The 24282-nt window shown below is 55.0% G+C and carries 24 protein-coding genes; 15 read left to right on the plus strand and 9 right to left on the minus strand.

The features are described from left to right. Positions 1–25 precede the first annotated feature (25 nt). The gene (gene mtnA, locus Q3O59_RS14715) at positions 26–1060 is read left to right on the plus strand and encodes an S-methyl-5-thioribose-1-phosphate isomerase (protein ID WP_305946309.1); all 1035 of its coding nucleotides are present in this window, start codon (positions 26–28) and stop codon (positions 1058–1060) included. Between the two features lie 162 nt (positions 1061–1222). On the opposite strand, the gene Q3O59_RS14720 is transcribed toward mtnA, so the two are convergent. The 3 genes from Q3O59_RS14720 to Q3O59_RS14730 are packed head-to-tail and all read right to left on the minus strand — an operon-like array spanning position 1223 to position 3080. Further along, on the minus strand, positions 1223–1765 hold the full coding sequence (locus Q3O59_RS14720) for a 1,2-dihydroxy-3-keto-5-methylthiopentene dioxygenase (RefSeq protein WP_305946310.1): 543 nt from the start codon (positions 1763–1765) through the stop codon (positions 1223–1225). Between the two features lie 2 nt (positions 1766–1767). Next, a complete protein-coding gene (gene mtnC, locus Q3O59_RS14725; RefSeq protein ID WP_305946311.1) occupies positions 1768–2442 on the minus strand; it encodes an acireductone synthase in 675 nt (224 codons plus the stop codon). Then, positions 2439–3080 carry a methylthioribulose 1-phosphate dehydratase gene (locus Q3O59_RS14730; RefSeq protein ID WP_305946312.1) on the minus strand — a complete coding sequence of 214 codons (642 nt, stop codon included), beginning with the start codon at positions 3078–3080 and terminating at the stop codon, positions 2439–2441. The genes mtnC and Q3O59_RS14730 overlap by 4 nt, the downstream gene beginning before the upstream one ends. Before the next feature lie 172 nt (positions 3081–3252). On the opposite strand from Q3O59_RS14730, the gene Q3O59_RS14735 reads away from it, so the two are divergent. The 5 genes from Q3O59_RS14735 (at position 3253) to deoA (ending at position 7642) form a co-directional block, all read left to right on the plus strand. Beyond that, the gene (locus Q3O59_RS14735) at positions 3253–4404 is read left to right on the plus strand and encodes a pyridoxal phosphate-dependent aminotransferase (protein WP_305946313.1); all 1152 of its coding nucleotides are present in this window, start codon (positions 3253–3255) and stop codon (positions 4402–4404) included. After that, positions 4392–5174 (plus strand): amidohydrolase, encoded by a 783-nt coding sequence (locus tag Q3O59_RS14740; protein WP_305946314.1) that lies wholly within the window; start codon positions 4392–4394, stop codon positions 5172–5174. The genes Q3O59_RS14735 and Q3O59_RS14740 overlap by 13 nt, the downstream gene beginning before the upstream one ends. Beyond that, positions 5174–5773, plus strand: a complete 600-nt coding sequence (locus tag Q3O59_RS14745; protein ID WP_305946315.1) for a carbohydrate binding domain-containing protein — start codon at positions 5174–5176, stop codon at positions 5771–5773. The genes Q3O59_RS14740 and Q3O59_RS14745 overlap by 1 nt, the downstream gene beginning before the upstream one ends. Positions 5774–5861: 88 nt before the next feature. After that, positions 5862–6293 (plus strand): cytidine deaminase, encoded by a 432-nt coding sequence (gene cdd / locus Q3O59_RS14750; RefSeq protein ID WP_305946316.1) that lies wholly within the window; start codon positions 5862–5864, stop codon positions 6291–6293. A gap of 32 nt (positions 6294–6325) precedes the next feature. Further along, positions 6326–7642 (plus strand): thymidine phosphorylase, encoded by a 1317-nt coding sequence (deoA, locus tag Q3O59_RS14755; RefSeq protein WP_305946317.1) that lies wholly within the window; start codon positions 6326–6328, stop codon positions 7640–7642. A gap of 58 nt (positions 7643–7700) precedes the next feature. Here the strand turns inward: deoA and rho are convergent, their stop codons facing one another. Together rho and trxA are read right to left on the minus strand one after the other, a co-directional pair. Next, complete coding sequence (gene rho, locus Q3O59_RS14760; RefSeq protein ID WP_305946318.1) at positions 7701–8966, minus strand: transcription termination factor Rho; 1266 nt, start codon at positions 8964–8966, stop codon at positions 7701–7703. Positions 8967–9188: 222 nt separating this feature from the next. Then, positions 9189–9515, minus strand: coding sequence for a thioredoxin TrxA (gene trxA, locus Q3O59_RS14765; RefSeq protein ID WP_091343963.1), 327 nt, complete (start codon positions 9513–9515; stop codon positions 9189–9191). 103 nt (positions 9516–9618) lie between these two features. On the opposite strand from trxA, the gene rhlB reads away from it, so the two are divergent. The 6 genes from rhlB (at position 9619) to Q3O59_RS14795 (ending at position 15697) form a co-directional block, all read left to right on the plus strand. Further along, positions 9619–10902: an ATP-dependent RNA helicase RhlB gene (gene rhlB, locus Q3O59_RS14770; protein ID WP_305946319.1), complete on the plus strand. Its 1284-nt coding sequence runs from the start codon at positions 9619–9621 to the stop codon at positions 10900–10902. Then, entirely contained in the window at positions 10874–12397 is a 1524-nt protein-coding gene (gppA, locus tag Q3O59_RS14775; RefSeq protein ID WP_305946320.1) for a guanosine-5'-triphosphate,3'-diphosphate diphosphatase, read from the plus strand. The genes rhlB and gppA overlap by 29 nt, the downstream gene beginning before the upstream one ends. Then, positions 12394–12876, plus strand: a complete 483-nt coding sequence (locus Q3O59_RS14780; protein WP_305946321.1) for a GNAT family N-acetyltransferase — start codon at positions 12394–12396, stop codon at positions 12874–12876. Before gppA ends, Q3O59_RS14780 begins: the two co-directional genes overlap by 4 nt. A 2-nt stretch (positions 12877–12878) precedes the next feature. After that, entirely contained in the window at positions 12879–13448 is a 570-nt protein-coding gene (locus tag Q3O59_RS14785) for a hypothetical protein (RefSeq protein WP_305946322.1), read from the plus strand. Between the two features lie 77 nt (positions 13449–13525). Beyond that, entirely contained in the window at positions 13526–14689 is a 1164-nt protein-coding gene (locus Q3O59_RS14790; protein WP_305946323.1) for an E22 family MetX-like putative esterase, read from the plus strand. Between the two features lie 12 nt (positions 14690–14701). Beyond that, positions 14702–15697 (plus strand): extracellular catalytic domain type 2 short-chain-length polyhydroxyalkanoate depolymerase, encoded by a 996-nt coding sequence (locus Q3O59_RS14795; RefSeq protein WP_305946324.1) that lies wholly within the window; start codon positions 14702–14704, stop codon positions 15695–15697. On the opposite strand, the gene Q3O59_RS14800 is transcribed toward Q3O59_RS14795, so the two are convergent. After that, positions 15685–16335 (minus strand): TetR/AcrR family transcriptional regulator, encoded by a 651-nt coding sequence (locus Q3O59_RS14800; protein WP_305946325.1) that lies wholly within the window; start codon positions 16333–16335, stop codon positions 15685–15687. The two genes, Q3O59_RS14795 and Q3O59_RS14800, sit on opposite strands and share 13 nt — an antisense overlap. A gap of 301 nt (positions 16336–16636) precedes the next feature. Here Q3O59_RS14800 and Q3O59_RS14805 point away from each other — a divergent pair, with 301 nt between their 5' ends. The 3 genes from Q3O59_RS14805 (at position 16637) to Q3O59_RS14815 (ending at position 21704) form a co-directional block, all read left to right on the plus strand. Continuing rightward, positions 16637–18802: a TonB-dependent receptor gene (locus tag Q3O59_RS14805; protein ID WP_305946326.1), complete on the plus strand. Its 2166-nt coding sequence runs from the start codon at positions 16637–16639 to the stop codon at positions 18800–18802. A 25-nt stretch (positions 18803–18827) separates the two neighbouring features. Beyond that, positions 18828–20093 carry a thiolase C-terminal domain-containing protein gene (locus Q3O59_RS14810; protein WP_305946327.1) on the plus strand — a complete coding sequence of 422 codons (1266 nt, stop codon included), beginning with the start codon at positions 18828–18830 and terminating at the stop codon, positions 20091–20093. Positions 20094–20156: 63 nt separating this feature from the next. Beyond that, positions 20157–21704: an AMP-binding protein gene (locus Q3O59_RS14815; protein WP_305946328.1), complete on the plus strand. Its 1548-nt coding sequence runs from the start codon at positions 20157–20159 to the stop codon at positions 21702–21704. A 14-nt stretch (positions 21705–21718) separates the two neighbouring features. On the opposite strand, the gene hemB is transcribed toward Q3O59_RS14815, so the two are convergent. The 3 genes from hemB to Q3O59_RS14830 are packed head-to-tail and all read right to left on the minus strand — an operon-like array spanning position 21719 to position 24280. Further along, entirely contained in the window at positions 21719–22729 is a 1011-nt protein-coding gene (gene hemB / locus Q3O59_RS14820) for a porphobilinogen synthase (protein WP_305946329.1), read from the minus strand. Continuing rightward, positions 22713–23492: a GGDEF domain-containing protein gene (locus Q3O59_RS14825; RefSeq protein WP_305946330.1), complete on the minus strand. Its 780-nt coding sequence runs from the start codon at positions 23490–23492 to the stop codon at positions 22713–22715. The genes hemB and Q3O59_RS14825 overlap by 17 nt, the downstream gene beginning before the upstream one ends. After that, positions 23489–24280 carry a TatD family hydrolase gene (locus Q3O59_RS14830; RefSeq protein WP_305946331.1) on the minus strand — a complete coding sequence of 264 codons (792 nt, stop codon included), beginning with the start codon at positions 24278–24280 and terminating at the stop codon, positions 23489–23491. The genes Q3O59_RS14825 and Q3O59_RS14830 overlap by 4 nt, the downstream gene beginning before the upstream one ends. Between the last annotated feature and the right edge of the window lie 2 nt (positions 24281–24282).

Raw genomic sequence — 24282 nt, forward strand, 5'->3', positions numbered from 1 at the left:
TGCAAGGCTAAATAAGGCATAAAGCATGAAAAACATGGCGGGTCTCAGCATCAAAATCGAACAAGGCCAGTTGTTTATTCTGGATCAGACGCTGTTACCGCATCAGCAAAGCTGGCTGCATTGCCAGCAGGTTGAGCAGATGGTGGCGATGATTCAACAATTGCAGGTGCGGGGCGCACCTGCAATTGGCATTGCTGCATCCTTGTTGCTGGCTTACCGGGCTGAGCAGGGCGATAGCCGTGCGCAGCTGCTGCACAGTGCTGAAGTACTCAGAGCAGCCCGGCCTACCGCGGTCAATCTGATGAATAACTTGGATGCGATGGTAGCCGCCTTGCAACAGTCCGATTATGTCAGCGCGGCGGTGGCCTGCGCCGAGCAGCTCTTTGCCGAAGATGTGCAGCTGTGCCTGCAGATGGCCGAGCATGGCGCGGCTTTGGTTCAGCCGAATGAGCGGCTGCTGACGCATTGCAATACCGGCGGTCTGGCAACGGCAGGGGTTGGCACGGCGCTGGGGGTGGTGCGACTGGCACATCAGCAGGGCAAAGCCATCAAACTGTGGGTGGACGAGACCCGGCCTTTGTTGCAAGGCGGGCGTCTAACGGCCTGGGAATGTGAGCAACTGGGCATTCCGTATCAGCTGATTTGCGACAATATGGCCGCCATGCTGATGGCTCGGGGCGAGGTCGATCGCATCTTTGTCGGCTCGGATCGTATCGCTGCCAATGGCGACTTTGCTAACAAAGTCGGTACCTACAATTTGGCGGTACTGGCGCATTATCATCAAATCCCTTTTTATGTGGTGGCTCCGCACACCACGGTCGATCCCCGCTGCAGCGACGGCAGCCAGATCCCGATTGAGCAGCGCCCAGCGGCGGAAGTGCGCGGCGTGAGCGGTAGTTTTGGTCAGGTTTGCTGGGCGCCGGAGCAGGCACCGGTGTTTAATCCGGCTTTTGATGTCACGCCTGCCGGGCTGGTTAGCGGCTGGGTGCTGGATAGTGGTGTGCTTGATCAAGCTGATGTGGCTGCCGGTGCTTTAGTCCGGTTAAACCCAACCCAATAAAAAAGCCCGGAGCAAGCTCCGGGCGAAAGACAAGGATAGACAGGGTGGAACCGCCTTTTCGGGGCGACAAAGCCAGACTAAGGTGTTTCTGCTTTGCTGACAAAGGAGATAAATCCATCCGTCGGGTGAAAAAATCTCATCCATAGCGCTCGGAGTTAAGCGTCAATCCAACAGCGGAAAGCGCGAGGCAATAGCACTGCCGGTAAAATTGGCGACCCAGCCTTCCGGGTTATTGAACAGCCGGATGGCGGTAAAATTGGGCTCGCTGCCCATATCGAACCAGTGCGGGGTATTGGCCGGTACACTGATCAAGTCGTTTTGCTGGCACAGCACTTGGTAGATGTGCTCGCCCAAATGCAGGCAGAACAAGCCTTCACCGCGGACAAAAAAGCGCACTTCATCTTCGCTGTGGGTGTGTTCGGCCAGAAATTTCTGCCGCAGCGCCGCTTTGTCCGGGTGATCGCTGTTGAGCGAAATCACATCCACCGTGACATAGCCGCCTTGCTGCTTTAGCCGCTCGATGTCATCGCTGTAGGCCTCCAGAATGCTGTCGGCATCGGTGCTGGCATCGATGGGTTGATTGGCTTGCCATTGTTCAAAGCGGATCCCCTGCTGCTGCAGTTTTTCGGCAATCTCAACAAGGTTGTCGCTCTGGAACAATGCCTGGGAGGGCTCCTGCGCTGGGTAGATGGTTAAGCTGGACATAACTAGACCTCGATTTGGTAAAAGTCCCGGGCAACCGGGTGAGTCCCCGGCGCCTGGCCGTCACGAATCAACTGGGTGGTGGCGATCCCCAACTTGCTGGCAGCATCCAGTTCGGCCACCACATCGGATACAAACAACACCTGGCTGGGTGGGAACTGCAAATGTTGCAAGATGGCTGCGTAGGAGGAGATTTCCTTCTTGCCACCGATGCGGGTATCAAAATAACCGCTGAACAGCGGGGTTAGATCACCAAAATCACTGTGGCGAAACAGCAGTTGCTGCGCCTCTACTGAGCCGGAGCTGTAGACAAACAGCTGGACGCCTTTGGCTTGCCAGGCCTTGAGCTGCTCGGCAGCATCCGGGTACAGGTGGCCGGTAAAGTGGCCCTGCTGATAACCCAGTCGCCAGATCATGCCTTGCAGGGCTTTCAGTGGCGTGATTTTTTCATCGGCAGCAATCCAGGCCTGCAATTGCGCAATGATGGCGTCCAGGCTGGCTTCCGGTTGCTTCATCAGCTGGCGCACCGCCTTCAGCTGCATGGCCACTTCGGCTTGTTCACTGCGCTGACGAATAAATTCTGGCAGCTGCTCAGCGGCATAGGGAAACAGCACCTCGGTGACAAAGCTGATGCGGGTGGTGGTGCCTTCAATATCGGTGACAAGGGCGCGGTAGTTCATACATGTCCTGTAAGTCGGATGCGTTCTAACTCACAGTGTATAAGAAATTCCCAGGCCTCTAAATGCCTTTTTGCGTCTTCCAGGCTTTGTCCCCAGACATAAAGCCCATGACCGCGCACCAGCAGGGCCGAAGCGGTTTGTACCTGTTGCCAGCGTTCGGCGACTGCATCGGCCAGTGCCGGGATATCCTGGGTGTTGTCAAACACCGTCAACGGGCAGCTATCTTCATGGCTGTGCTGACCACGAATGGCTTTTTGCATTTCGTAGCCGGTCAGTAGATGTTCTGTGCCGGGGAGCAGCCGGGAAAACACCGTTGAGTGCACCGAGTGGGTGTGCAGCACCGCCTTAATCTGGTGATCCAGTTGATACAATCGGGCATGCAGCGCCGTTTCTGCAGAAGGGGTGCCGTCGCATTGCAGGGGGCCTTGCTGCCAGCTCACCGGCAGCAAATCTTGTGGGCTGAGCTGGCCTTTGTCTTTGCCAGAAGCGGTGACCAGGGCGCTGTGCTCACCCGTTCGAATGGAGAAGTTGCCGCCCGTGGCCGGCACCCAGTGGCGGCTGGCGATCCAGCGGCCGGTGGCACAAAGCGCAATGGCATATGGATTCAGTTGCTGCACGTGCTGCGCGGCTTGATTCATCTGATCTGCTCCTGAACACCCTGACGTTTAGATGTCTATACATAAAAAGGTCTGAAATGATACCATGCTGGTCCAGTTTGGCAACCGTTGCCTGTTGCTCGGTACCCTGTCGTTCTTGCCAGAGCGAAGGGACAGGCGCTATGGTAGAGGCAACCGAAAGGCAGGAATTCAGATGCAAAACGACCTTCAGTCCAAATTACCCGGTATCGGAACCTCGATTTTTACCACCATGTCGCAATTGGCGGCAGAGCAGCAGGCCATTAATTTGTCCCAGGGGTTTCCAGACTTTGGCTGCGATCCCTTTTTAGTGGAGCAGCTGGCCTCCTTCAGCCAGCAAGGTTTGAATCAGTATGCACCCATGGCTGGCGTCTTGCCACTGCGTCAGCAAATCGCTGCTTTGATTGCACGTTGCTACCATCAAAAGGTGTGTCCAGAGCAGCACATTACCGTGACCTCCGGAGCCACCGAAGCCTTGTTTTGTGCCATTCAGGCTCTGGTTCGCCCCGGTGATGAAGTGATTGTGTTTGATCCTGCCTACGATAGCTATGCCCCGGCGGTGCAGTTGGCCGGTGGCGCCACGGTGCACCTGGCTCTGCTGGCCCCGGACTTTCAGGTCGACTGGCAGCAGGTCGCGGATGCCATCAACGATAAAACCCGGCTGATTATTGTCAACAGTCCGCACAACCCCAGCAGCAAGGTGTTCAGTGCCAGCGACTGGCAACAGTTGCAGCAATTGGTCTGCCAGCATGGACTGTATTGCATCAGTGATGAAGTGTACGAGCACATGGTGTTTGATGGCCGGCCACAATTGAGTGCTTTGTGTTTCCCGGATTTAGCCGCGCGCAGCCTGGTGGTGTCGTCCTTCGGCAAAACCTTTCATGTCACCGGCTGGAAGCTGGGGTATTGCGTAGCGCCCCCAGCGCTGATGGTCGAGTTTCGCAAGGTGCACCAGTACGTGACCTTTTCCAGCTTTACCCCGGCCCAGTTTGCTGTCGCCGCCATGCTGGAACAGCAGCCGGAGCAAGTCGTTGGTTTGGCCGCTTTTTATCAGCGCAAACGCGATGTGTTTTGTGCGGCGCTTAGTGGCAGTCGCTTGCAGCTGCTGCCGGCTGAGGGCACCTACTTTCAGCTGGCCGATTACAGTGCCATCAGCGAGCTGCCGGATCTGGAGTTTTGTCGCTGGTTAACGGTGCAGCACAAGGTGGCGGCCATTCCGCTCAGTGTGTTTTACCGCCAGCCGCCGGCGCAGCGCTTGGTTCGCTTTTGTTTTGCCAAAGAAGAATCCACCTTGCAGCAAGCGGCGGAGGTTTTATGTCGTCTTTAAAAGTAGCCGTGGTGCAAAGCAGTCTGCATTGGCAGGACCCTGTGGCCAACCGTCAGCAATTGGCTGAGAAGATTGCAGCGCTGAGCGGTCAGGATCTGATTGTGTTGCCGGAAATGTTTACCACCGGCTTTTCGATGGACAGTGCCGCTGTTGCCGAGCCGGCCGGCGGTGAGAGCCTGGACTGGCTGAAGCAGCAGGCAGCGTTATCCGGCGCTGCGCTTTGTGGCTCGGTAGCAGTACAAGAGCAGGGGCAGTACTACAACCGGCTGTACTTTGTAACGCCTGAAGGCGAGTGTACGCAGTACGATAAAGTGCATTTGTTTCGGATGGCCGGTGAACATCAGGCCTATGATGCTGGCCGCGAGCGGGTCATCGTACCCTGGCGTGGCTTGCGGTTTTGCCTGCAAGTTTGCTACGACCTGCGCTTTCCGGTGTTTAGCCGCAACCGCAACGACTACGATGCCTTGATTTACGTCGCTAACTGGCCGGCGCCACGCCGCCTGGCCTGGCGCACCCTGCTGTCGGCCAGAGCCATTGAAAACCAAGCCTATGTCATTGGCTGCAACCGTATTGGCACCGATGGCAATGGTGTTGAGTACAGTGGCGATAGTTTGATTGTTGATTATCTGGGCCAACCCCTGGCTGATGGTCTGGACCAGAGCACCGTGCTCTGCGCTGAGCTTGACGCGGCTGCCTTGCAGCAATTTAAACAGAAGTTCCCGGCTTATCTGGATGCGGATGCTTTTGAACTAACCATAAGGAGAGGATGATGAAACAGTACGCACTTGGGGTGTTAGGGCTAGCCTTATTGGTGTTGCTGCTTGGTTGCAGCGATAGCGGCGAAGCCGTCACTGATTCGTCGGCCAATCAGCAAGGTGAGCTGGATGCCGTGCACTGGCGCTACGCCACCGATCCACACGGCAGCAGCGCCAGCTACAGCGGTGAGCTGGTGCAGGATGGCATTGCCCAGATCGCCTTTTACCGGGTACCTCGGGTGGATGCGCAGAACAATTCCTGGGTGGAACTGATTTACGACTTGCCGAATGGGAGCTTGCAAGGCGCCAGTGGCTTGCAGCTGAGCTACCAAAGCAGCAGCGATCTGGTGGTCAAGCTGGCGCAGCTGGAGTATGGCGAGCAGGGCGATCAGAGCTACGCTCATTACCAGGCGGTGCTGCCTGCTGCCACCGATTGGCAAGAGGCTACTTTATCACTGGCTGACTTTCAGCGTCCTTACTGGACACCAGCAATCTCCGTCGATCAGGGCATCGTTCCAGCCCATGTCAGTGCCATCTATCTGGTGCCGGACTTAACCGACGAAGCTGGGGGAGAGGCATTGCTCAGCATTCGTGCAGTTGAGTTAATAAAGTAACAATTTTTCAACCTGTGCTCTTGATCTAACGGCTTTTTGCCGTCATAACTGTGGATCCGGCTTTTGAGCCATCAAGGATACCCGAGTTATGACTGCACTACCCGAAGCCTTGCAGCCTTTGTATCAGGCGGCGCGTGAAGCCGCTAACAATGCCTATGCTCCCTACAGCCAGTTTCCGGTTGGGGTGGCGGTGCGAGGGCTCAGTGGCCGCATCTACAGCGGCTGCAATGTCGAAAATGCCTCTTACGGTGGCACGGTTTGCGCCGAGCGCAATGCCATTGCTGCGGCAGTGGTCGCTGGCGAGCGTCAGTTTGATGCCTTGTTGGTGTACACGCCGCAGGAGAAGCTGACTCCGCCCTGTGGCCTGTGCCGTCAGGTGATTGCTGAATTCTTTTTGCCGGAGACCCTGATCTACAGCAGCAACCACCAGCAGCAGATCCAGGGCTGGACAGTACAGCAGTTGCTGCCGGATGCCTTTACCCCTTTGTATTTAGCCAACAGCACCAAGGTGCCGAACTAAGGTGCCAAACTAAGGGTGCCGACGGAGTAGCTATGCCGATCCCACAGGAAATAATCAAACGAAAACGCAATGGCGGAGCCCTGAGCCAGGACGAAATCGCTCAATTTGCTAAGGGCTTAACCGATGGCAGCTTTAGCGACAGTCAGGCCGCCGCGCTGGCGATGGCGATTTATCTCAATGGCATGACGGTAGACGAAAAAGTCGCGCTGACGCTGGCGATGCGCGACTCGGGCACCTGCCTGAACTGGCAGGGCCAACTCAATGGCCCGGTGGTGGACAAGCACAGTACCGGTGGCGTGGGTGATAAAGTGACCCTGATGCTGGCGCCGATGGTGGCCGCTTGTGGCGCTTACATGCCTAGCATTGCAGGCCGGGGGCTGGGCCATACCGGCGGTACTGTGGATAAACTGGAAAGCATCCCGGGGTACAGCTGCAATCAGTCGCTTAGCCGTATCCGTCAGTTGTTACCAGAGCTGGGCTGCCTGATTGTCGGTCAGACCGATGAGCTGGCACCGGCCGACCGGCGCTTGTATGGCATCCGTGATGTAACAGCGACCGTCGAGTCCATTCCGCTGATCACCGCGTCCATTTTATCGAAAAAACTGTCTGAAGGTCTGGACGCTCTGGTAATGGATGTCAAAGTGGGCAATGGCGCCATCATGGCCACTGCCAGTGATGCCGAAGCTCTGGCGCGCAGCATTGTCGATACCGCCTGCGGTGCCGGTGTGGCCACCCGGGCTCTGATCAGCGACATGAATCAAATTCTGGGCACGACAGCCGGCAATGCGCTGGAGGTGCTGGAAACGCTGGACTACTTAACCGGCAAGGTGCGTGAGCCCCGGTTGCACCAACTGACGCTGGCATTGGGCGCCGATATGCTGGTGCTGTCCGGTTTGCAGCCGGATGAGGCCAGTGCCATCCGAGCGCTGGAGCAGAGCCTGAGCAGCGGCAAAGCGGCGGAGTACTTCGCCCGCATGGTGGCGGCTCTGGGAGGCCCGGCTGATTTGCTGGAGCGGCCAGAGCGCTATCTGGCCAAAGCCCCTGTCGAGCTGGAGGTGCCAGCGCCGGTCAGCGGATACTTGCAGGTGCAGGATACCGTAGCACTGGGGATGGCGGTGGTTCGGCTCGGCGGTGGCCGGGCTCACCCCGATCAGCAAATCAACCCAGCCGTAGGCTTTAGTGCGATATGCCCAGCGGGCAGCTGGCTGGAGCAAGGGCAACCTTTACTGAAAGTCCATGCCAGCTCGGATGCGGCTGCCGAGCAGGCGGTGCAGGAAGTGCTGGCTGCTTGTGCACTTTGTACTGATGCCGCAGCATCATTCCCGCTGGTGCATCAACGGCTAGCCTGAATCAGCAACAAAAAAGCCAGCCCGATGAGGCTGGCTTTTCACCTTGACGCTTCGCTTGTTAGCTGCGCTGGCGCTTCATCGATTCGAAGAACTCGTCGTTGGTCTTGGTCATACCAAGCTTATCGATCAGGAACTCCATCGCATCGGACTCATCCATCGGATTGAGGATTTTGCGTAAAATCCACATCTTTTGCAGTTCTTCTTGCGACACCATCAATTCTTCGCGACGGGTGCCGGAGCGGTTGAAGTCGATGGCCGGGAAGATGCGTTTTTCGGCAATTTTGCGTGCCAGGTGCAGCTCCAGGTTACCGGTGCCTTTAAATTCTTCGTAGATGACTTCGTCCATCTTCGAGCCGGTATCGACCAGCGCAGTAGCGATGATGGTTAAGCTGCCACCTTCTTCGACATTCCGGGCGGCACCAAAGAAGCGCTTCGGCTTGTGCAGCGCATTGGCATCGACACCACCGGTTAATACCTTGCCGGAGCTTGGGATCACGGTGTTGTACGCCCGGGCCAAACGGGTAATGGAATCGAGCAGGATAATGACGTCTTTTTTGTGCTCGACCAGGCGCTTGGCTTTTTCAATCACCATTTCAGCCACTTGCACATGGCGGCTGGCTGGCTCATCAAAGGTGGAGGCAATGACTTCACCTTTCACCAGACGCTGCATCTCGGTGACTTCTTCCGGCCGCTCGTCAATCAGCAGTACCATCAGCACGCATTCCGGGTGGTTGGCGGCGATGGACTGGGCGATGTTTTGCAGCAACAAGGTTTTACCGGCTTTTGGTGGTGCCACGATTAGGCCACGTTGGCCGCGGCCAATCGGGGAGGCCAAATCCAGCACCCGGGCGGTGATGTCTTCGGTACTGCCGTTGCCACGCTCCATTCGCAGGCGGTCATTGGCATGCAAAGGCGTTAAGTTTTCAAACAGAATCTTGTTGCGGGCATGCTCGGGCTTGCCGAAGTTGACCTCGCTGACTTTCAGCAAGGCAAAGTAACGCTCGCCTTCTTTCGGTGGCCGGATCAGGCCGTCGATGGTATCGCCGGTGCGCAGGTTAAAGCGTCGGATTTGGCTGGGTGAGACATAAATGTCATCAGGCCCTGCCAGGTAAGAGCTGTCGCCTGAACGCAGAAAGCCGAAGCCATCTTGCAGAATTTCCAGTACGCCACCGCCATAAATCTCCTCGCCTTTTTTGGCGTGGGATTTCAAAATGGCGAAAATAATGTCCTGCTTGCGTAAGCGAGCCATGCTGTCTAAGCCCATGGACTCGGCTAATTCCACCAGTTCATTGATTGGCTTACGTTTTAATTCGGTTAAATGCATAGTGTGGGTTCTAGTTGATCGAAATAGATGTTATTAGCTTATCAGCGGGTTTGAAAAGGTTTGGAGTTGGTTTACTCGACAGACAAGCGTGGTCATGGGTGTTGTACTGCCGATAACAATAGCAGGTGATGGCACAGCCGTCTATATGTTATCGGCAAAAAACTGCATAAAAAGTCAGCAGCATGGCGGCGATAAAAAAACAGCCATGCCTACAAGCGGTGATTAGATGTTGCTGTCCAGAAACTCTTTTAACTGGGTCTTGGACAAAGCTCCCACCTTTGTCGCAGCAACCTGGCCATTTTTGAACAGCAGCAAGGTTGGAATGCCACGAATGCCGTATTTAGGCGAGGTATTCGGGTTTTGGTCAATATTCAGCTTGGCAATGGTGACTTTTCCTTGATATTCACCTGCCACATCGTCCAGAATGGGCGCGATCATTTTACAAGGGCCACACCATTCAGCCCAGAAATCGACCAATACAGGTTGTTCAGCATTCAGGACATCGGTTTCAAAACTATCGTCTGAAACATGTAAAATCAGGTCACTCATTGATTGTCTCCGTTAGTAAACTGGGCAGATCGACTGCAAAAAATGTCATCAATTTAAACGTGGCTGTTTCCTAATGCAAGGGGAACCGTTATGCTAGGCTGGTATGAATAAAACACACTTAACATCACAGAAGTTCGCCGATTTCGCATTGGCACCCCAGATACTGGATGCACTGAACAGTCAGGGCTTCAGCTATTGTACTCCAATCCAGGCGCAGTGTCTGCCTTTGGCATTGCAAGGCAAAGACATTGCCGGTCAGGCGCAAACAGGTACTGGCAAAACGCTGGCCTTTTTAACCGCCACCTTTCACTACCTGCTGAACAATGAACCCAGGGGTTCAGGCCAACCACGCGCCATCATTATGGCTCCTACGCGTGAACTGGCGGTTCAGATCCATCAGGATGCGGTGGCACTGGCAAAAAGTGCCGGTTTTCGCCTTGGCCTGATCTATGGGGGCGAAGGTTACGATTCACAACGGCAATTGCTGGAACAAGGGGTCGATATTTTAATTGGCACCACCGGCCGCTTGATTGATTACCAGAAACAAGGCCTGTTTCAGCTGGACCAAATTCAGGTGGTGGTGCTGGACGAAGCCGATCGCATGTTTGATCTCGGCTTTATCAAAGACATCCGCTTTTTATTCCGGCAGATGCCACCGGCCAATGAACGGCTTAGCTTGTTGTTCTCGGCGACCTTGTCGTACAAGGTGCAGGAGCTGGCGTTTGAGCAAATGAACGAACCGGTGCATATCCATATCGAGCCGGACCAGATGACCGCCAGCCGCATCAGCGAAGAGCTGTTTTACCCGTCCGATCCAGACAAAATGAAGCTGCTGCTGACCTTGATGGAAGAAGAGTGGCCGGATAAAGCCATTGTTTTTGCCAACACCAAGCACAGCTGTGAAAACGTCCACGCCTGGCTGGAAGCCGATGGCCACCGGGTCGGCTTGCTGACCGGCGACGTTATTCAGAAGAAACGGCTGAAGATTTTAGAGGACTTTACTCAGGGGCGGCTGGACATTCTGGTAGCAACCGACGTTGCCGCCCGTGGCTTGCACATCCCGAAAGTCAGCCATGTGTTTAATTTTGATTTGCCTGATGATTGCGAAGATTACGTGCACCGCATCGGCCGTACCGGCCGGGCTGGCGAAAGCGGTAAGGCCATCAGCTTTGCCTGCGAACGTTATGCGCTGAACCTGACGGCCATTGAAGACTACATCCGTCACCCGCTGCCGGTCACTCAGTACGATGCGGATGCGCTGCTGACGGATTTAACCACACCGAAACCCCGGGCTCGTCGTCGCACCACCACGGCGCGCAGTGGCAGCGGCGGTCGTGGCCGTAGCGGATCCAACCCCAATGCCAGCCGACGTCCCCGCAGCCGCTGAGCCTAAGCGCTCAGAGCATCAGGATATCTACGCCGTCATCGACCTTGGCTCCAACAGCTTTCATATGCTGATGGTGAAGGTGGTTGGCGGCAGTGTGCAGGTGATAGGCCGGGTGAAGCGTAAAGTTCGGCTGGCTGCTGGTTTGAATGAAAACCTGGTGCTTAGTCGCCGCGCCATGAAACGGGGCTGGGAATGTCTGGCGCTTTTTGCCGAGCGGTTGCAGGACATTCCGCCACAAAATGTCCGCATTGTCGGCACCGCCACCTTGCGGCTGGCACGCAACGTCAAAACCTTTTTGCACGATGCCGAACACATCTTAGGGCACCCCATCCGGGTGATCAGCGGCGAAGAAGAAGCCCGCATTATTTACCTGGGCGTTGCCCACACTTCCAATTGCGAACAAAACCGGCTGGTGATTGATATTGGCGGTGCCAGCACCGAAATCATCATTGGCCAGGGCTTTGAGCCTCTGAAGCTCAGCAGTCTGCATATGGGCTGCGTCACCTTTTTGGATGGGTATTTTGCCGATGGCTTGCTGACCGAAGACAACTTTAATGCCGCTATCGCTGCAGCAGAACAAACTCTGGCGCCCATTTTGCCGGACTATCAGGCACTGGGCTGGCAAGTGGCGGTGGGAGCCTCCGGCACGGTGCAGGCAATGCAGGAAATTCTGATTGCTCAGGGCATGGATGAAACCATTACCCTGGAGCGGTTGGAAGCCATTATGCAGCAGGCGGTGGTCTGTGGCCGGCAAGACCAGCTGAGCCTGGTAGGTCTGGCGCAAGAGCGCAAGCAGGTGTTTCCGTCCGGGCTAGCTATTTTGATCGCCTTGTTTCGTGCCCTTGGCATTCAGGGCATGACTTTATCAGGCGGGGCTTTGCGCGAAGGGGTGCTGTACAGCATGTTGCCCCAGTTGCAGGAGACCGACGTCCGACATCGCACCATGGCTAGTCTGATGGTGCGCTACCACATTGATCAGCAGCATGCCAACCGGGTGGCCGATATGGCTCAGTCGCTGGCGCAGCAGCTTAGCCCACGCTGGGCGCTGAGTGCTTTTGATGGGTTAAGCCTGTTGCAGGGTGCAGCTTTGTTGCATGAGCTGGGCTTACTGATTGAGTACAAAAACCACCATCACCACGGCGGCTACATCATCAGTCACTCCGACTTGCCAGGCTTTACCCGGGCGCAGCAGCAACTGCTGATGGCACTGGTGCACAATCACCGGGCTGATATCAATCGCGAGCTGATTGCCAAACAGACCATGACCTCGGTGCTGCTGACGGTCCGCCTGACCCGGATCCTCCGGCTGGCGGTGGTGTTGTCGATGCGCCGTCGCCACGAAGCCCTGCCCAATGTCACCTTAAGTGGCAAAGGCGAGCAGCTGGTGCTGCAACTGCCAGCAGGTTGGTTGGATCAACACCCGCTGATGCGGGCTGAGCTCGAACAAGAAGTGCAGTACCAGCAAGCTGCTGGCTGGGAGCTGGCGCTGCAGTGAGCACTGTGCTTAAGCCCTGTCCTACACCGCTCCCAGCTGCATTACGGCAGCTCAGGGTGGCGCCGCAGCAACAAGACTTTGTGCTGCCCATCGCCAGCATCATTGCCCAGCAGCAAGCCAGCGAGCATTTCCAACTGGTCTATCACCAGCAGCAGTTGGTGGGCTTTTTTCTCTTGGATACCGGTTACAGCCAACAGCATGACTTTGCTAACCATAGCGATCTTGGCCTGCGCTGTTTTTTTATTGATCAGCAGGCGCAGGGGCAAGGCATTGCCAGCGCAGTACTGCGTCAGCTGCCCAGCTATTGCCAGCAGCATTTTCCCGGTTTTCAGCGGTTGCTGCTGACCGTCAATTGCCGCAACAAGGCGGCAGCGCGTTTGTACCAACAGCATGGCTTTGCCGACAGCGGCCAGTTGTATCTGGGTGGATCCGCCGGACCGCAGCATATTTTCTTGCGCCAATTGCAAACGGGAGCTTAGGCATGGAAGGCTTAATTCTGGCGATGATTTATCTCAGTGTCTTGGGCGCGCCCTTCGTTGGCTTTTTTATCAGCTCTGGTCCCTACAGACTCAAACCTGTGCTGTTTACGGCTATTGGTAGTATGGCAACTATTTCACTTGCCATGACGCTGGATATTCGGTTTAGCTGGCAGCTACTCAATGCTATGGCATGGGGGACCTGGTATCTGGGTTACTGCGTGCTGGTATTCTCATTGTTGCGGTTAAAGCCGCGTTGGTTGGGGCGTCTGCTGACCTTTGTGGGCACAGTGCCGATGCTGGCGCTGGCTGCTATCAGCGTGCTTGGCATGATGGTGCTGTTTTTTGTAGCCGGTGACCTGGCGCCACAGCATCGTCAGTCACAAGACGGTCTGGTTTGCACCGTCTACACCAGTGGCAATGCCACAACAGCTTATAACTATCATGATGTGCATCTGACCAAGTCTTGGCCATGGTTACCGTTACTGGAGCGTCGTGTAGAGAACCACCGGATTTTGGATAAAGGTCAATCCTTGCCGCAATCTTGCAAGCAGGTACTGATCGCTGCCAACTAGCACTAAAGTGCTATAGCATTGCAGTGGAAACTGACTAATGTTGTCTTCAACAAGCGTTCAATTAGTTGTGTTGCCCCATGAAATTTTTCCTGTTGTTGTTGCTCTGCTGGAGCATGCCGGTTGTTGCTGAGCCTTTGCTAACCGAGAAACGGTCATTTAGCAGTGACAATTTCCGAACTTTTTCAGGCCAGCGGATCCCACGCATTGATGTTGGCTGGCAGAGCTATGGCACCTTATCGCCTGCACGCGATAATGTGATTTTGATCACCCATTTCTTTTCCGGCAGCTCGCATGCCGCAGGTAAGTATCAGCCGGATGATGATACTACTGGATACTGGGACGCCATTATTGGGCCAGGTAAAGCCATAGATACCAACCAGTTTTTTGTGATCAGTGTCGATACTCTGGTGAATTTGAATGTGCATCACCCCAAGGTGATTACCACCGGACCTGCCACCATTAATCCTGAAACCAATCAGCCGTATGGCCTGGACTTCCCGGTGGTGACCATTCGTGATTTTGTCGAAGTGCAGCGGCTGGTGCTGGAGTCACTGGGGATCAAGCGTTTGCATGCTGTGATGGGCGCTTCGCTGGGGTCGTTGCAAGCATTGGAGTGGGCCACTGTCTATCCCGAGCGGGTGGAGCGGTTGATCTCCGTGATAGGTGCAGCTGAGATGGATGCCTGGACTGTGTCGGCTCTGGAGCATTGGGGCACACCCATCCGGTTGGATGCTAACTGGCAGCAAGGCAATTATTACGATGCTGAGCCGCCCACTGAAGGCTTGGTCGCTGCGCTGGCTTTGATGACACAGCAGGCAACCCATCCGTCTTTTTTTAATCAGAGCCCGGTTCAACATCAAGCGATGGATCAAGCCGCTTTGGCATCCATTCATACAGCCCCTGCGATTGTGAGCTGGTTGCGTGATTATGCCAAAGAGCGGGCCCGGTACGCCGATGCCAATCATTTGCTTTATCTGGTGCGAGCCAGCCAATTGTATGTCGCTGGGCAGCAAGGACCCTTGCTGGATGCAATCCAGCAGATCCAGGCGCGCACGCTGGTGATTGCGGCAAAAGAAGACGTTATTTTATTGCCCTATTTAGCCAAGGAGCTGCACCAGTCGCTGGATAGCAGCGGTAAAGCGAGCACCATGTTGTGGCTGGATGGCCAATTAGGCCACCTGGATGGAATTGCGCATATTGCACAAGCCGAGGCAGCGCTTCGTACTTTTCTTGAGGAATAAGGAGTGATTGGTATGATCACCACATTGGTTTTGTTGGCCGGTCTGGCCGTTGGCGAAGAAGTGTCTCTCAAGTTGCAGCTGGTTGATAATCAAATCACCGTATCGGGTTTATCCAGTGGTGGCTACATGGCAAGCCAGTTTCATATTGCTCACTCCAGCAGAGTTGTGGGGGCGGGGATTTTCTCGGCAGGGCCCTATTTTTGCGCCCGCAACAATTTGCAACTGGCGCTGCAGGAATGCGTTAGTCAGGCAAATGCAGAACTTCCTTTTGAGCAAATCAATCAGCGGATGGCCAGCTGGCAGCACCAGGGGTTGATTGATCCGATTGTTTCGCTGGCAAACAGCAGGGCCTGGTTGTTTCATGGCCAGTTGGATCAGCGAGTGGACTCTCAGCTGACCAGGCAATTAAAACAACAATATCAGCAGTGGCTTCCTGATGCACAAATACGGCTGGTTGATGATAAGGCGGTAGCGCATTTGTTTCCTACCCAATCAGCAGGTGGCTCCTGCGAGGTTTCTGAGTCTCCTTTTATTGGTCATTGCCAGTTTGCTGCCGCCAGCGAAATGATGGATTTTTTGACAGCCGAAGCGACCGCTTACCCAGAGGAAACGGGGCAGATTTATCAGTTTGATCAATACCAGCTCGCCGGCCAACCGGTTCGCGGTATGGCGCAGCATGGCTACCTTTTTGTCCCCGAAGCTTGTAAGGCTGGCAACACGTGCGCACTGCATATCAGCTTTCATGGTTGCAATCAGAATGCCGAGTCTGTTGGTCAGGCTTATGTGCGACAGACAGGGTTCAATGAGTGGGCAGGTCAACACCGAACGGTGGTGCTTTATCCGCAAACGATGGCCACGAATGCGCCACTGAACCCGCAGGCTTGCTGGGACTGGTGGGGTTATACCTCTGCCGCTTATGCCACCAAAGAAGGGGAGCAAATCAACGCTGTGGCACAGATGATAGAAGCCTTACAGCGACAGGTAACCGTGATACGTCAAGCACCCTGATCCGAACAGAGCTGACGAAAACCAGCGGAAATAAAAGGCACCATCACCTGATAGGCGGCTTCAAAATCGTCTGAATGGCATAAGCCACCGGACAAGCTGTCAATCCGGCCGGTATTGGCAAAGGTTAATGCCAAAGCACCGGACAATTGATGGTAACACCAAAAAATCTTTTCCGGGCAGGCCTTTGGGAAAGTGCGCTGCATCGCAGAAGTAAATTCCCGGATCAAATCGTCAAAGTGCTGTTCCATCATCGTCTTGCCCCAGACCGGTGAGTTGTTGATGTAAGCAATCAGCGCACAATAGTGTTTCCAGCCTTTATCGGTACTGGCCTGAGCGATTTTGAGGGGCTGCAAAAAGGCTTCTACAATCTGCTCGATGGCAGCAGGCTTCGGGCTTGCCACTTGCTCTGCAAAGCGCAACGCATCCAGGCGTGCAGCGTTGAGCAGAGCACCTCGCCGCGCAACGACAGCACTCAGTAAGGCCTGCTTCTTGCCAAAATGGTAGTTGGTCAGTGCCACATCTACACCTGCCAGGCTGGCAATTTGCCGCAGAGTCACTCCATCAAATCCATGCCGGGCAAACAGCTCCTCGGCAGCATCCAGTATCCGATCTTTGCTGTCTTTATCCTGCGGTGGCATTGCGCTTCTCAGTGGGGTTTTAGCCGAGTATAGGCAGCCTGGCTTGGGACAACAAGCCCTGATGGTGCCAGGCGGAGTATTTCATGGCGGCACTGTACCAAAGTACTAGTTCGGTCGCTTGATCTTCAACAGTCGTTGAACTTTAATAAGGAATCCTCAACAACTGTTGAACCAGCGGTGCGGTTTGCACTTGTGAGTCAAAGCAGCCATCTACGGAGCGAATACCATGATAAAAACAAAATTAACGCCTATAGCCCTCTGCCTCTTGTGCTCTACCGGCAGTATCGCGGAGGTTTCAGTTGTGCAAGAAAGCAGCGAGCAGGTTGAAGAAAGCCGGCTGGAGGTGATTGAAGTTACGGCACGGCGCATGGCTGAAAATTTGCAGCGGGTGCCGGTGTCGGTCACCGCCCTAAACGAAGGGGCTTTAAGGGATAAAGGCATCAGCAGTCTGGAGCAGGTAGCAAGGGAAGCACCCAATGTGACACTTGCTGCGAGCCGCGCCACCAATACCACCCTGACGGCCTATATTCGTGGTGTCGGGCAGCAGGATCCTCTCTGGGGCTTTGAACCTGGGGTGGGGATATACATCGACGATGTGTATCTGGCTCGACCACAGGCGGCCTTACTGGATGTGTACGATGTTGAGCGTATCGAGGTTTTACGTGGACCTCAGGGAACCCTTTACGGCAAAAATACCATTGGCGGTGCCATTAAGTATGTGACCAAAAGTGTCCGTCGTAGCGACCCATTGGTCTTGGATGTCGCCATTGGCAGTTACCAGCAGCGCGATGTCAAACTGGGCGGTGCTGTGGAGTTGATGGATGACACCCTATGGCTGGGTGGCGCTATAGCCCGTTTGGACCGCGGAGGCTATGGTCGTTATGTGGGGCCGTTGCATGCTGGCGCGGACAATGCCAATAAGGATTTGCTGGCATACCGCATTTCACTGGAAGCGCAACCCAGCGAGCGATTTACTTTGCGTCTGGATATGGACAATACCCGCGATAATGCTAATAACCGCGGCGGCCACCGTATGACGGATGAAGAAGTGACAGGCTTGCCGCCATTGGACAATGTGTTTGATACCCGATCTGGCATCGATCCCCGGCAGCGGGTTCGCAGCGAGGGCAGCGCCCTGACTTTGAATTGGCTGCTTTCCGATAGTTGGTCACTGAAATCGGTGACGGCAAGGCGCAAAGGCAGTACCGAAACCAATATTGATTTTGACAATCAACAACTCAGCCTGATGGAAGCTGAAGGCGTCGAGTACAGCGATTCCCAGTTTAGCCAGGAGCTGCAGGCAACGTTTCGGGGACAGCGGTTATCCGGGGTGGCTGGTCTTTACTACTTTGATGGCAGTGCCGACGGCGCTTTTGATTTAGACCTGTTCCGGGATTTATTTGGTGCCCGTGTGATAGGCACCCGGACCATCGGCTCCGTGGATACCACCAGCACATCGCTGTACGCTCAAGCCAATTATGAATTGACCTCACAATGGGTGCTGACCCTGGGGGGACGCTACACGCAGGATAAAAAAGAAACCAGCTCCTTTTTTTCCAGCTTCAATGCGTTGCAGGGTGTGGGCAGCTATGATGATCAGGTTGTTGCCTCGGACTTTGTGCGCTCGCCGAGCTTTAGCGATTTCTCGCCCAAGTTTGGCGTATCCTACTATGCAAGCCCACAGCTGATGTGGTTTGCATCCTATTCTCAGGGTTTTAAAAGCGGCGGTGTCGACCCCAGAGCCAATCTGGCGGCCAATGCCAATGCCGGCGATCCCTTTGAGCCAGAAAAAGTGGCGACCACCGAGCTTGGTTTTAAAAGCGAACTGCTGGATCGTCGTCTGCGCTTGAATCTGACCTTATTTGACAGTGCTTATCGAGATCAGCAGGTTGCCACCAGCATCCTGATTGACACTACCGGCGATGGCAATGCCGACAGCTTTGCCGGACAAGTGCTGAATGCTGGGCGTTCCAGTGCGCAGGGTTTTGAGATTGAAACCATCGCGGCCTTATCCGATCACTGGTCGGCCATGTTGACCTACGGTTACATCAATACCGGTTTCGATGAATTCTTAACGGTTGATCCAGAGACTTTGCAACAGATCAATATTGCCGATAGCGCCGTAACAGCGAATACGCCGAAAACGACGTTGAACCTGGGGCTTTCCTACAGCAATGAGCTGTGGGATGGTGATTTCAGAGCCAACTTGAGTGCGGCTTATCGCAGTACGGTACATCTGTTTGAGCAGCCGTCACCCATCGATCAGCCCGGTGTGACCTTGCTGGATCTAAATATGATTTGGATTAGCCCGAGTGCAAAATGGGAGCTGGGCCTGCATGGCAAGAACCTGACCAACCGGGAGTACCGGGTGGCTGGTTACAACTTTCCGGCCTTCGCCAACAGCGTGATTGGTTACTATGGCGCACCACGTACCCTAACGGCCAATCTTACCTATCGTTTTTGGTAACGGCCTCAGGTCAAAGGAGAGCAGTATGGCGAAGCAAGCAGTCTGCATCGTTGCAGGTGCGCATAGCAAGTTTGGAGCCCACTCCAGTAAAGATGTGGACGGAAAGCGTCAGGATGACTGGTCGCAGGAGTCGATGCTGGCGCACGTGGTCACACAATGCCTGCAAGATGCGGGGTTAGCTGCAGCCGAGGTTGATGGCATTTGGCTGGGGAGCTGTTCACCGGGTGCTTTTACCGGTCAGGAGCTGTTGGCTCCGGTGCTGACCAAGCTGGACAGTGGTTTTCGCTTTAAAGCCATGACCCAAGTGACGGCGGCCTGCGCCTCAGGCAGTGCCGCCATCTTCGCGGCTGTTGATGCGCTGGCTGCCGGGCGGGTGGATACTGCACTGGTGCTAGGGGTGGAAAAAATGACATTGCGCAGCACCGCTGAAGTCACGGGCATTCTGGCTCGTTGCTCCTATTGGCCGGAAGAAGGGGCGGCAGGCGTAAGTTTTCCGCAGCTTTTTGCCCGTCAGGCTCAGGCCTACCAGCTGGAATATGGCATCGCTGACGAGTCGTTTGCAAAGATGCTGGCGGAGGTTGCAGCGGCGAATTACGCCAAAGGCGTGCATAATCCGCTGGCTCATTTCGGGCCGGGCAGTTTCATTGACAGACTGCAACTGACCACTGCCAGTGCGCTCCTTGCGCTCAATGCGGAGGACGAAAGTCGCAATCCGATGATTGCACCACCCTTTCGTTTGCATGATTGCTCGCCGGTCAGTGATGGGGCTGTTGCCCTGCTGCTGACCCGGGGGGATCACCCGTTGGCACAAAGGCAAAGCGTTGAACTTGCCGGGCATTGCAGTGCGGTGGATATGCTGCCACTGAGCCAGCGACAGCAGCTGCACCAGTTGGAAGGGGCCCGTTATGCCATGGAGCAGGCTGTGAAGGCAGCTGGCATTACCCAGCAGCAGCTTGACTTGATAGAGTTGCATGACTGCTTTACCAGCAATCAGCTGCTCTGTCTGGAAGCCGCTGGCATTTGCCAACCCGGCCAAGCAGGCTTCGATTATCTGGCTGGCCGCTTTGCTGCCAATCAGGATATTGCGGTAAATCTGTCCGGTGGCCTGAAATCAAAAGGGCACCCGGTCGGGGCGAGCGGTGTTTCCATGCATTTCTTTGCGTACCGGCAGCTGCTTGGTAAGGCGATAGGGGTGGCGGCGCACAAGCTACCTGAACATGCCGCAGTGTTGAATCTGGGCGGTTCCGGTGTAGTGAACAATGCCAGCATTTTACGTCGCAGAGCGAGTTAAGCCATGGTGGATCCCTTATCGTATTTTCTTCAGCATAAGCCCGGTAGCTGGACGACAGCCCAGGTGCTTGATTTCCAATATCAGCAGCAACCAGACGCCTGTGCGATTCAATTTGTTGATGGTCCGGCATTCACCTTTGACGATCTCCATCGGCAAAGCTGTTACCTCGCCAATGGCTTGGTTGCTTATGGTTTGTCGCCCGGTGACAAGGTCGCCAGCCTGTTACCAACAGGGCCCGAGCTCTGTCTGAGCTGGCTGGGGATCCAGCGTGCTGGCGGTGTCTTTGTGCCACTGAATACCGAGCTACTTGATGGCTTCTTACGGCATGCGCTTGCGCTCAGTGAAGCCAGGATACTGATTTGCGAACAGAAGCAACTGGACAAGCTGCAGCTGATCGCAGAGCAGCTGCCGAAGCTGCAACAGGTTTTTGTGGTTGGCGATTACCAGCCGCATAAAACCAGTGAGACCGTGCATCGCTTTGATGCGTTAATGAGTCAGCATCAGTCAGCAGCACTGCCTTCGCAAGACTTTCAGCAGCTGGCCTGTTTGTTATTTACCTCAGGCACAACCGGGCCCTCCAAAGCGGTGATGATGCCGCATGCGCACTGCTTTTTGTATGGACTGGGCACGATAGAAAATTTGCAGCTGCAACAGGGCGACAGCTACTACATTTGCATGCCACTCAATCATGCCAATGGACTCTTTATGCAGCTTTATGCCTGTTTAATCCTGGGAATTAAAGCAGTGATCCGGTCTAAGTTCAGTGCCAGCCGCTGGCTCAGTGATATTCAGCGCTATCAGGTGACTCATACCAATTTGCTGGGCGTCATGAGCGAGTTTATTTTGCGCCAGCCAGTTCAACAGGAAGAGCAAAGCCACGCGTTAAAAGCCATTGCCGCAGCCCCGGCATCCGCAGCCATGATTGCCGCTTTTCAGCAGCGTTTTGGCGTTGCTATGTATGAGCTGTATGGTATGTCGGAAGTTAATATTCCGCTGTATACCCCAATGGATAAACCCAAAGCGGGGAGTTGTGGCAGGCCTTACAGCCGTTACTTTGAGGTGCGGATTGCTTGTCCTGCGACTGACTTGCCCTGCGAAAGCGGAGAGGTTGGCGAGATCCAGGTCCGGCCCAAACTGGCTGCTGGCTTTATGAGTGGTTATTACGGCATGCCAGATAAAACGGTCGAGGCCTGGCGGAATTTATGGTTTCACACCGGTGATCTCGGGCGCTGCGATGAAGACGGGTACTTTTATTTTGTCGACCGACTAAAAGACTCGATTCGCCGCCGTGGGGAAAATATTTCGTCGTACGAGATTGAGACCACGGTGCTTGCGATGGAAGGCGTCACCGAGTGTGCTGCCTATGCTGTGCCCTCGGACATTCCGGATGGGGAGGATGAAGTGATGCTGGTGGTGGTGACAGACGCAGAGATCAAGCCAGAGCAGATCCATGCATTTTGTCAGGGAAAAATCCCTGGTTACGCCATGCCACGCTTCATCCGCCTGACGCAGGCGAGTGAGCTGCCAACCACGGCTACCAACAAGATTCAAAAAAACGTGCTGCGTCAGCGTGGAGTCGATGCGTTAACCTGGGACAGTCAGCAGTTCTAACTGCCCCGGATCATTTACGCCTTGGATTGCTGCAACCAAATCGCCACTTTTTTAGCAAAGTAAGTCAGGATGCCATCGGCACCGGCGCGTTTGAAGGCCAGCAAGGACTCCATAATCACTGGTTTCTCTGCCAGCCAGCCGTTTTGAATGGCGGCCATGTGCATGGCGTACTCGCCGCTGACCTGGTACGCGTAGGTCGGGACGCCAAATTCATCTTTGACCCGCCGCACAATGTCTAAGTAAGGCATGCCGGGTTTGACCATCACCATATCGGCGCCTTCGGTTAAATCCAGCGCCACTTCGCGCAGTGCTTCGTCGCTGTTGGCCGGATCCATTTGATAGGTCTTTTTATCGCCGCCTTTTAGGTTGGCGGCGGAGCCGACCGCATCGCGGAAAGGGCCGTAGTAGCTGGAAGCGTATTTGGCCGAGTAAGCCAGAATGCGGGTATGGACGAAGCCGGCTTCTTCCAGCGCTTCACGAATCGCCCCAATGCGGCCATCCATCATATCGGATGGTGCTACCACATCGGCACCGGCTTCGGCATGCGACAGCGCTTGTTTTACTAACGCTGTGGTGGTGACATCATTCACCACATAGCCACTGTCATCAATGATGCCGTCCTGGCCATGGGTGGTGAAAGGGTCCAGAGCCACATCGGTAATGACGCCAAGCTCCGGCACGGCGGCTTTGAGTGCCCGTACTGCCTGCTGCGCCAGTCCATCCGGGTTCCAGGCTTCTTCGGCCTGCAAGGATTTTTTATCGGCCGGGGTAACGGGAAAGAGAGCAATGGCAGGAATGCCGAGCGCAGCCAGTTGTTTGGCTTCTTCGACCAGCAGATCAATACTGAGTCGCTCAATACCGGGCATTGAAGCAATGGCTTCGCGCTGCTGCTCACCTTCCAGCACAAAGACCGGGTAAATCAGGTCGTCGACTGAGAGTTTGTGCTCGGCCATCAGCCGGCGACTGAAATCGGCCTGACGCATACGGCGCATCCGGGTCCAGGGGAAATCATTCAGTGGTGGCATGTTGTGGATCCTTACTGCTGTTGGGCTCTGGTCGTAAGACTGTGATGGATGGGTGGCTTTGTACCCGGTTACGACCTTGATGCTTGGCCTGATAGAGGGCCTTATCGGCATAATGCACGTAAACTTCGATGCTGCTGTCGGCATTGGCAACGGCGGCAAAGCACCCGGCGCTCAGGGTAATGGCCAATTGATGCTGCTGAACGGGTAGGGGCTTTTCTGCCAGCAAGTGGCGAATACGCTCTGCCACCTGACTGGCACCGTCGGTATCGGTATTGGGCAATATCAGTGCAAATTCTTCGCCGCCATAACGACATACGATGTCGCTGGTGCGCTTTAGCTGACTTTGCAGCAGACCGGCAACCTGGCGTATCACCTGATCACCGGCCAGATGCCCATAGTCATCGTTGACTCGTTTAAAGTGATCGATATCCAGCAGCACCAGGGCCAGCGGACGCTGCTCACGCCGGCTTCGATTGATCTCTGCCTGCATTTTACGCTCAAAATAGGCGCGGTTCTTCACACCAGAGAGGCTGTCGGTGGTGCTCTGGGTTTCAAGTTGCTGATTTTTGTCTGCCAGCTCCTGCAAGGTGATTTGCAGCTCTAAGGTTCGCTCCGACAAGGTGGCTTCCAGCTCGGATTCAAGCCAACGGATGTGCTTGCGATGCAGATAGCTGAGGCCAATCACAGCTATCACCAGGCCTATCAGGGTTCCTACACCCAGTGCCAGCAGCACTTCGGTTTGCAGCCAGAAATCAAGGCTCATGCCTGCTCTCCGTCGAGCCCCAGCAATTGGCAGCTGTTTTGCCAGCATTGTTGCTGCAGCTGCTCGATAGAAACGCCTTTGAGCTCGGCCAGATAGCTGGCAATGGCAGGTAAAAAGGCGGGTTCGTTGCGACGGTTCTTGGGCTTGGGGTTCAGGTTACGCGGCAACAGGTAGGGTGCATCGGTTTCCAGGCAGATGCGATCCAGTGGCAGGTAGTGAATGGCTTCAACCAGCTCGTGATGGCGGCGCTCGTCGCATAGCCAGCCAGTAATGCCGATAAAAAGACCTAAATCGAGGTAGGCGCCCAGTTGTTCTTTACTGCCGGTAAAACAATGGGCAATACCGTGCTGGATGTTAAACTCTTGCAGCAGCGTCAATTGGGTGTCAAAGGCATCCCGCTCATGCAGGTAAACTGGCAGTTGCAGCTGTTGTGCCAGAGCCAATTGCTGTCTGAACACTGCAATTTGGCTTTGTTGCGAAGAAAAGTTGCGATTAAAATCCAGACCACATTCGCCGATAGCCACCACCTCCGGCTCAGCGGCGAGTTGTTGCAACTGCTCGATCCAATCGGTCTGAACATGGTCGGCCTGATGCGGGTGCACACCCGCAGTAGTCACGCAGTGGCGATGCTGCTGGCTCCAATCCAGATTTTGTCTGGCTTCTTGCAGATCAGAAGCAATCAGCAGCCAACTGTTCACTCCGGCTTGTTGTGCATTGCGCCACAGAGCCTCGCGATCCGTATCGAATTGCGAACTGAACAGGTTGACGCCCAGATCAAACCAAGCCATGG

The organism is Alkalimonas delamerensis (assembly GCF_030717955.1).
Classification (GTDB): domain Bacteria; phylum Pseudomonadota; class Gammaproteobacteria; order Enterobacterales; family Alteromonadaceae; genus Alkalimonas; species Alkalimonas delamerensis.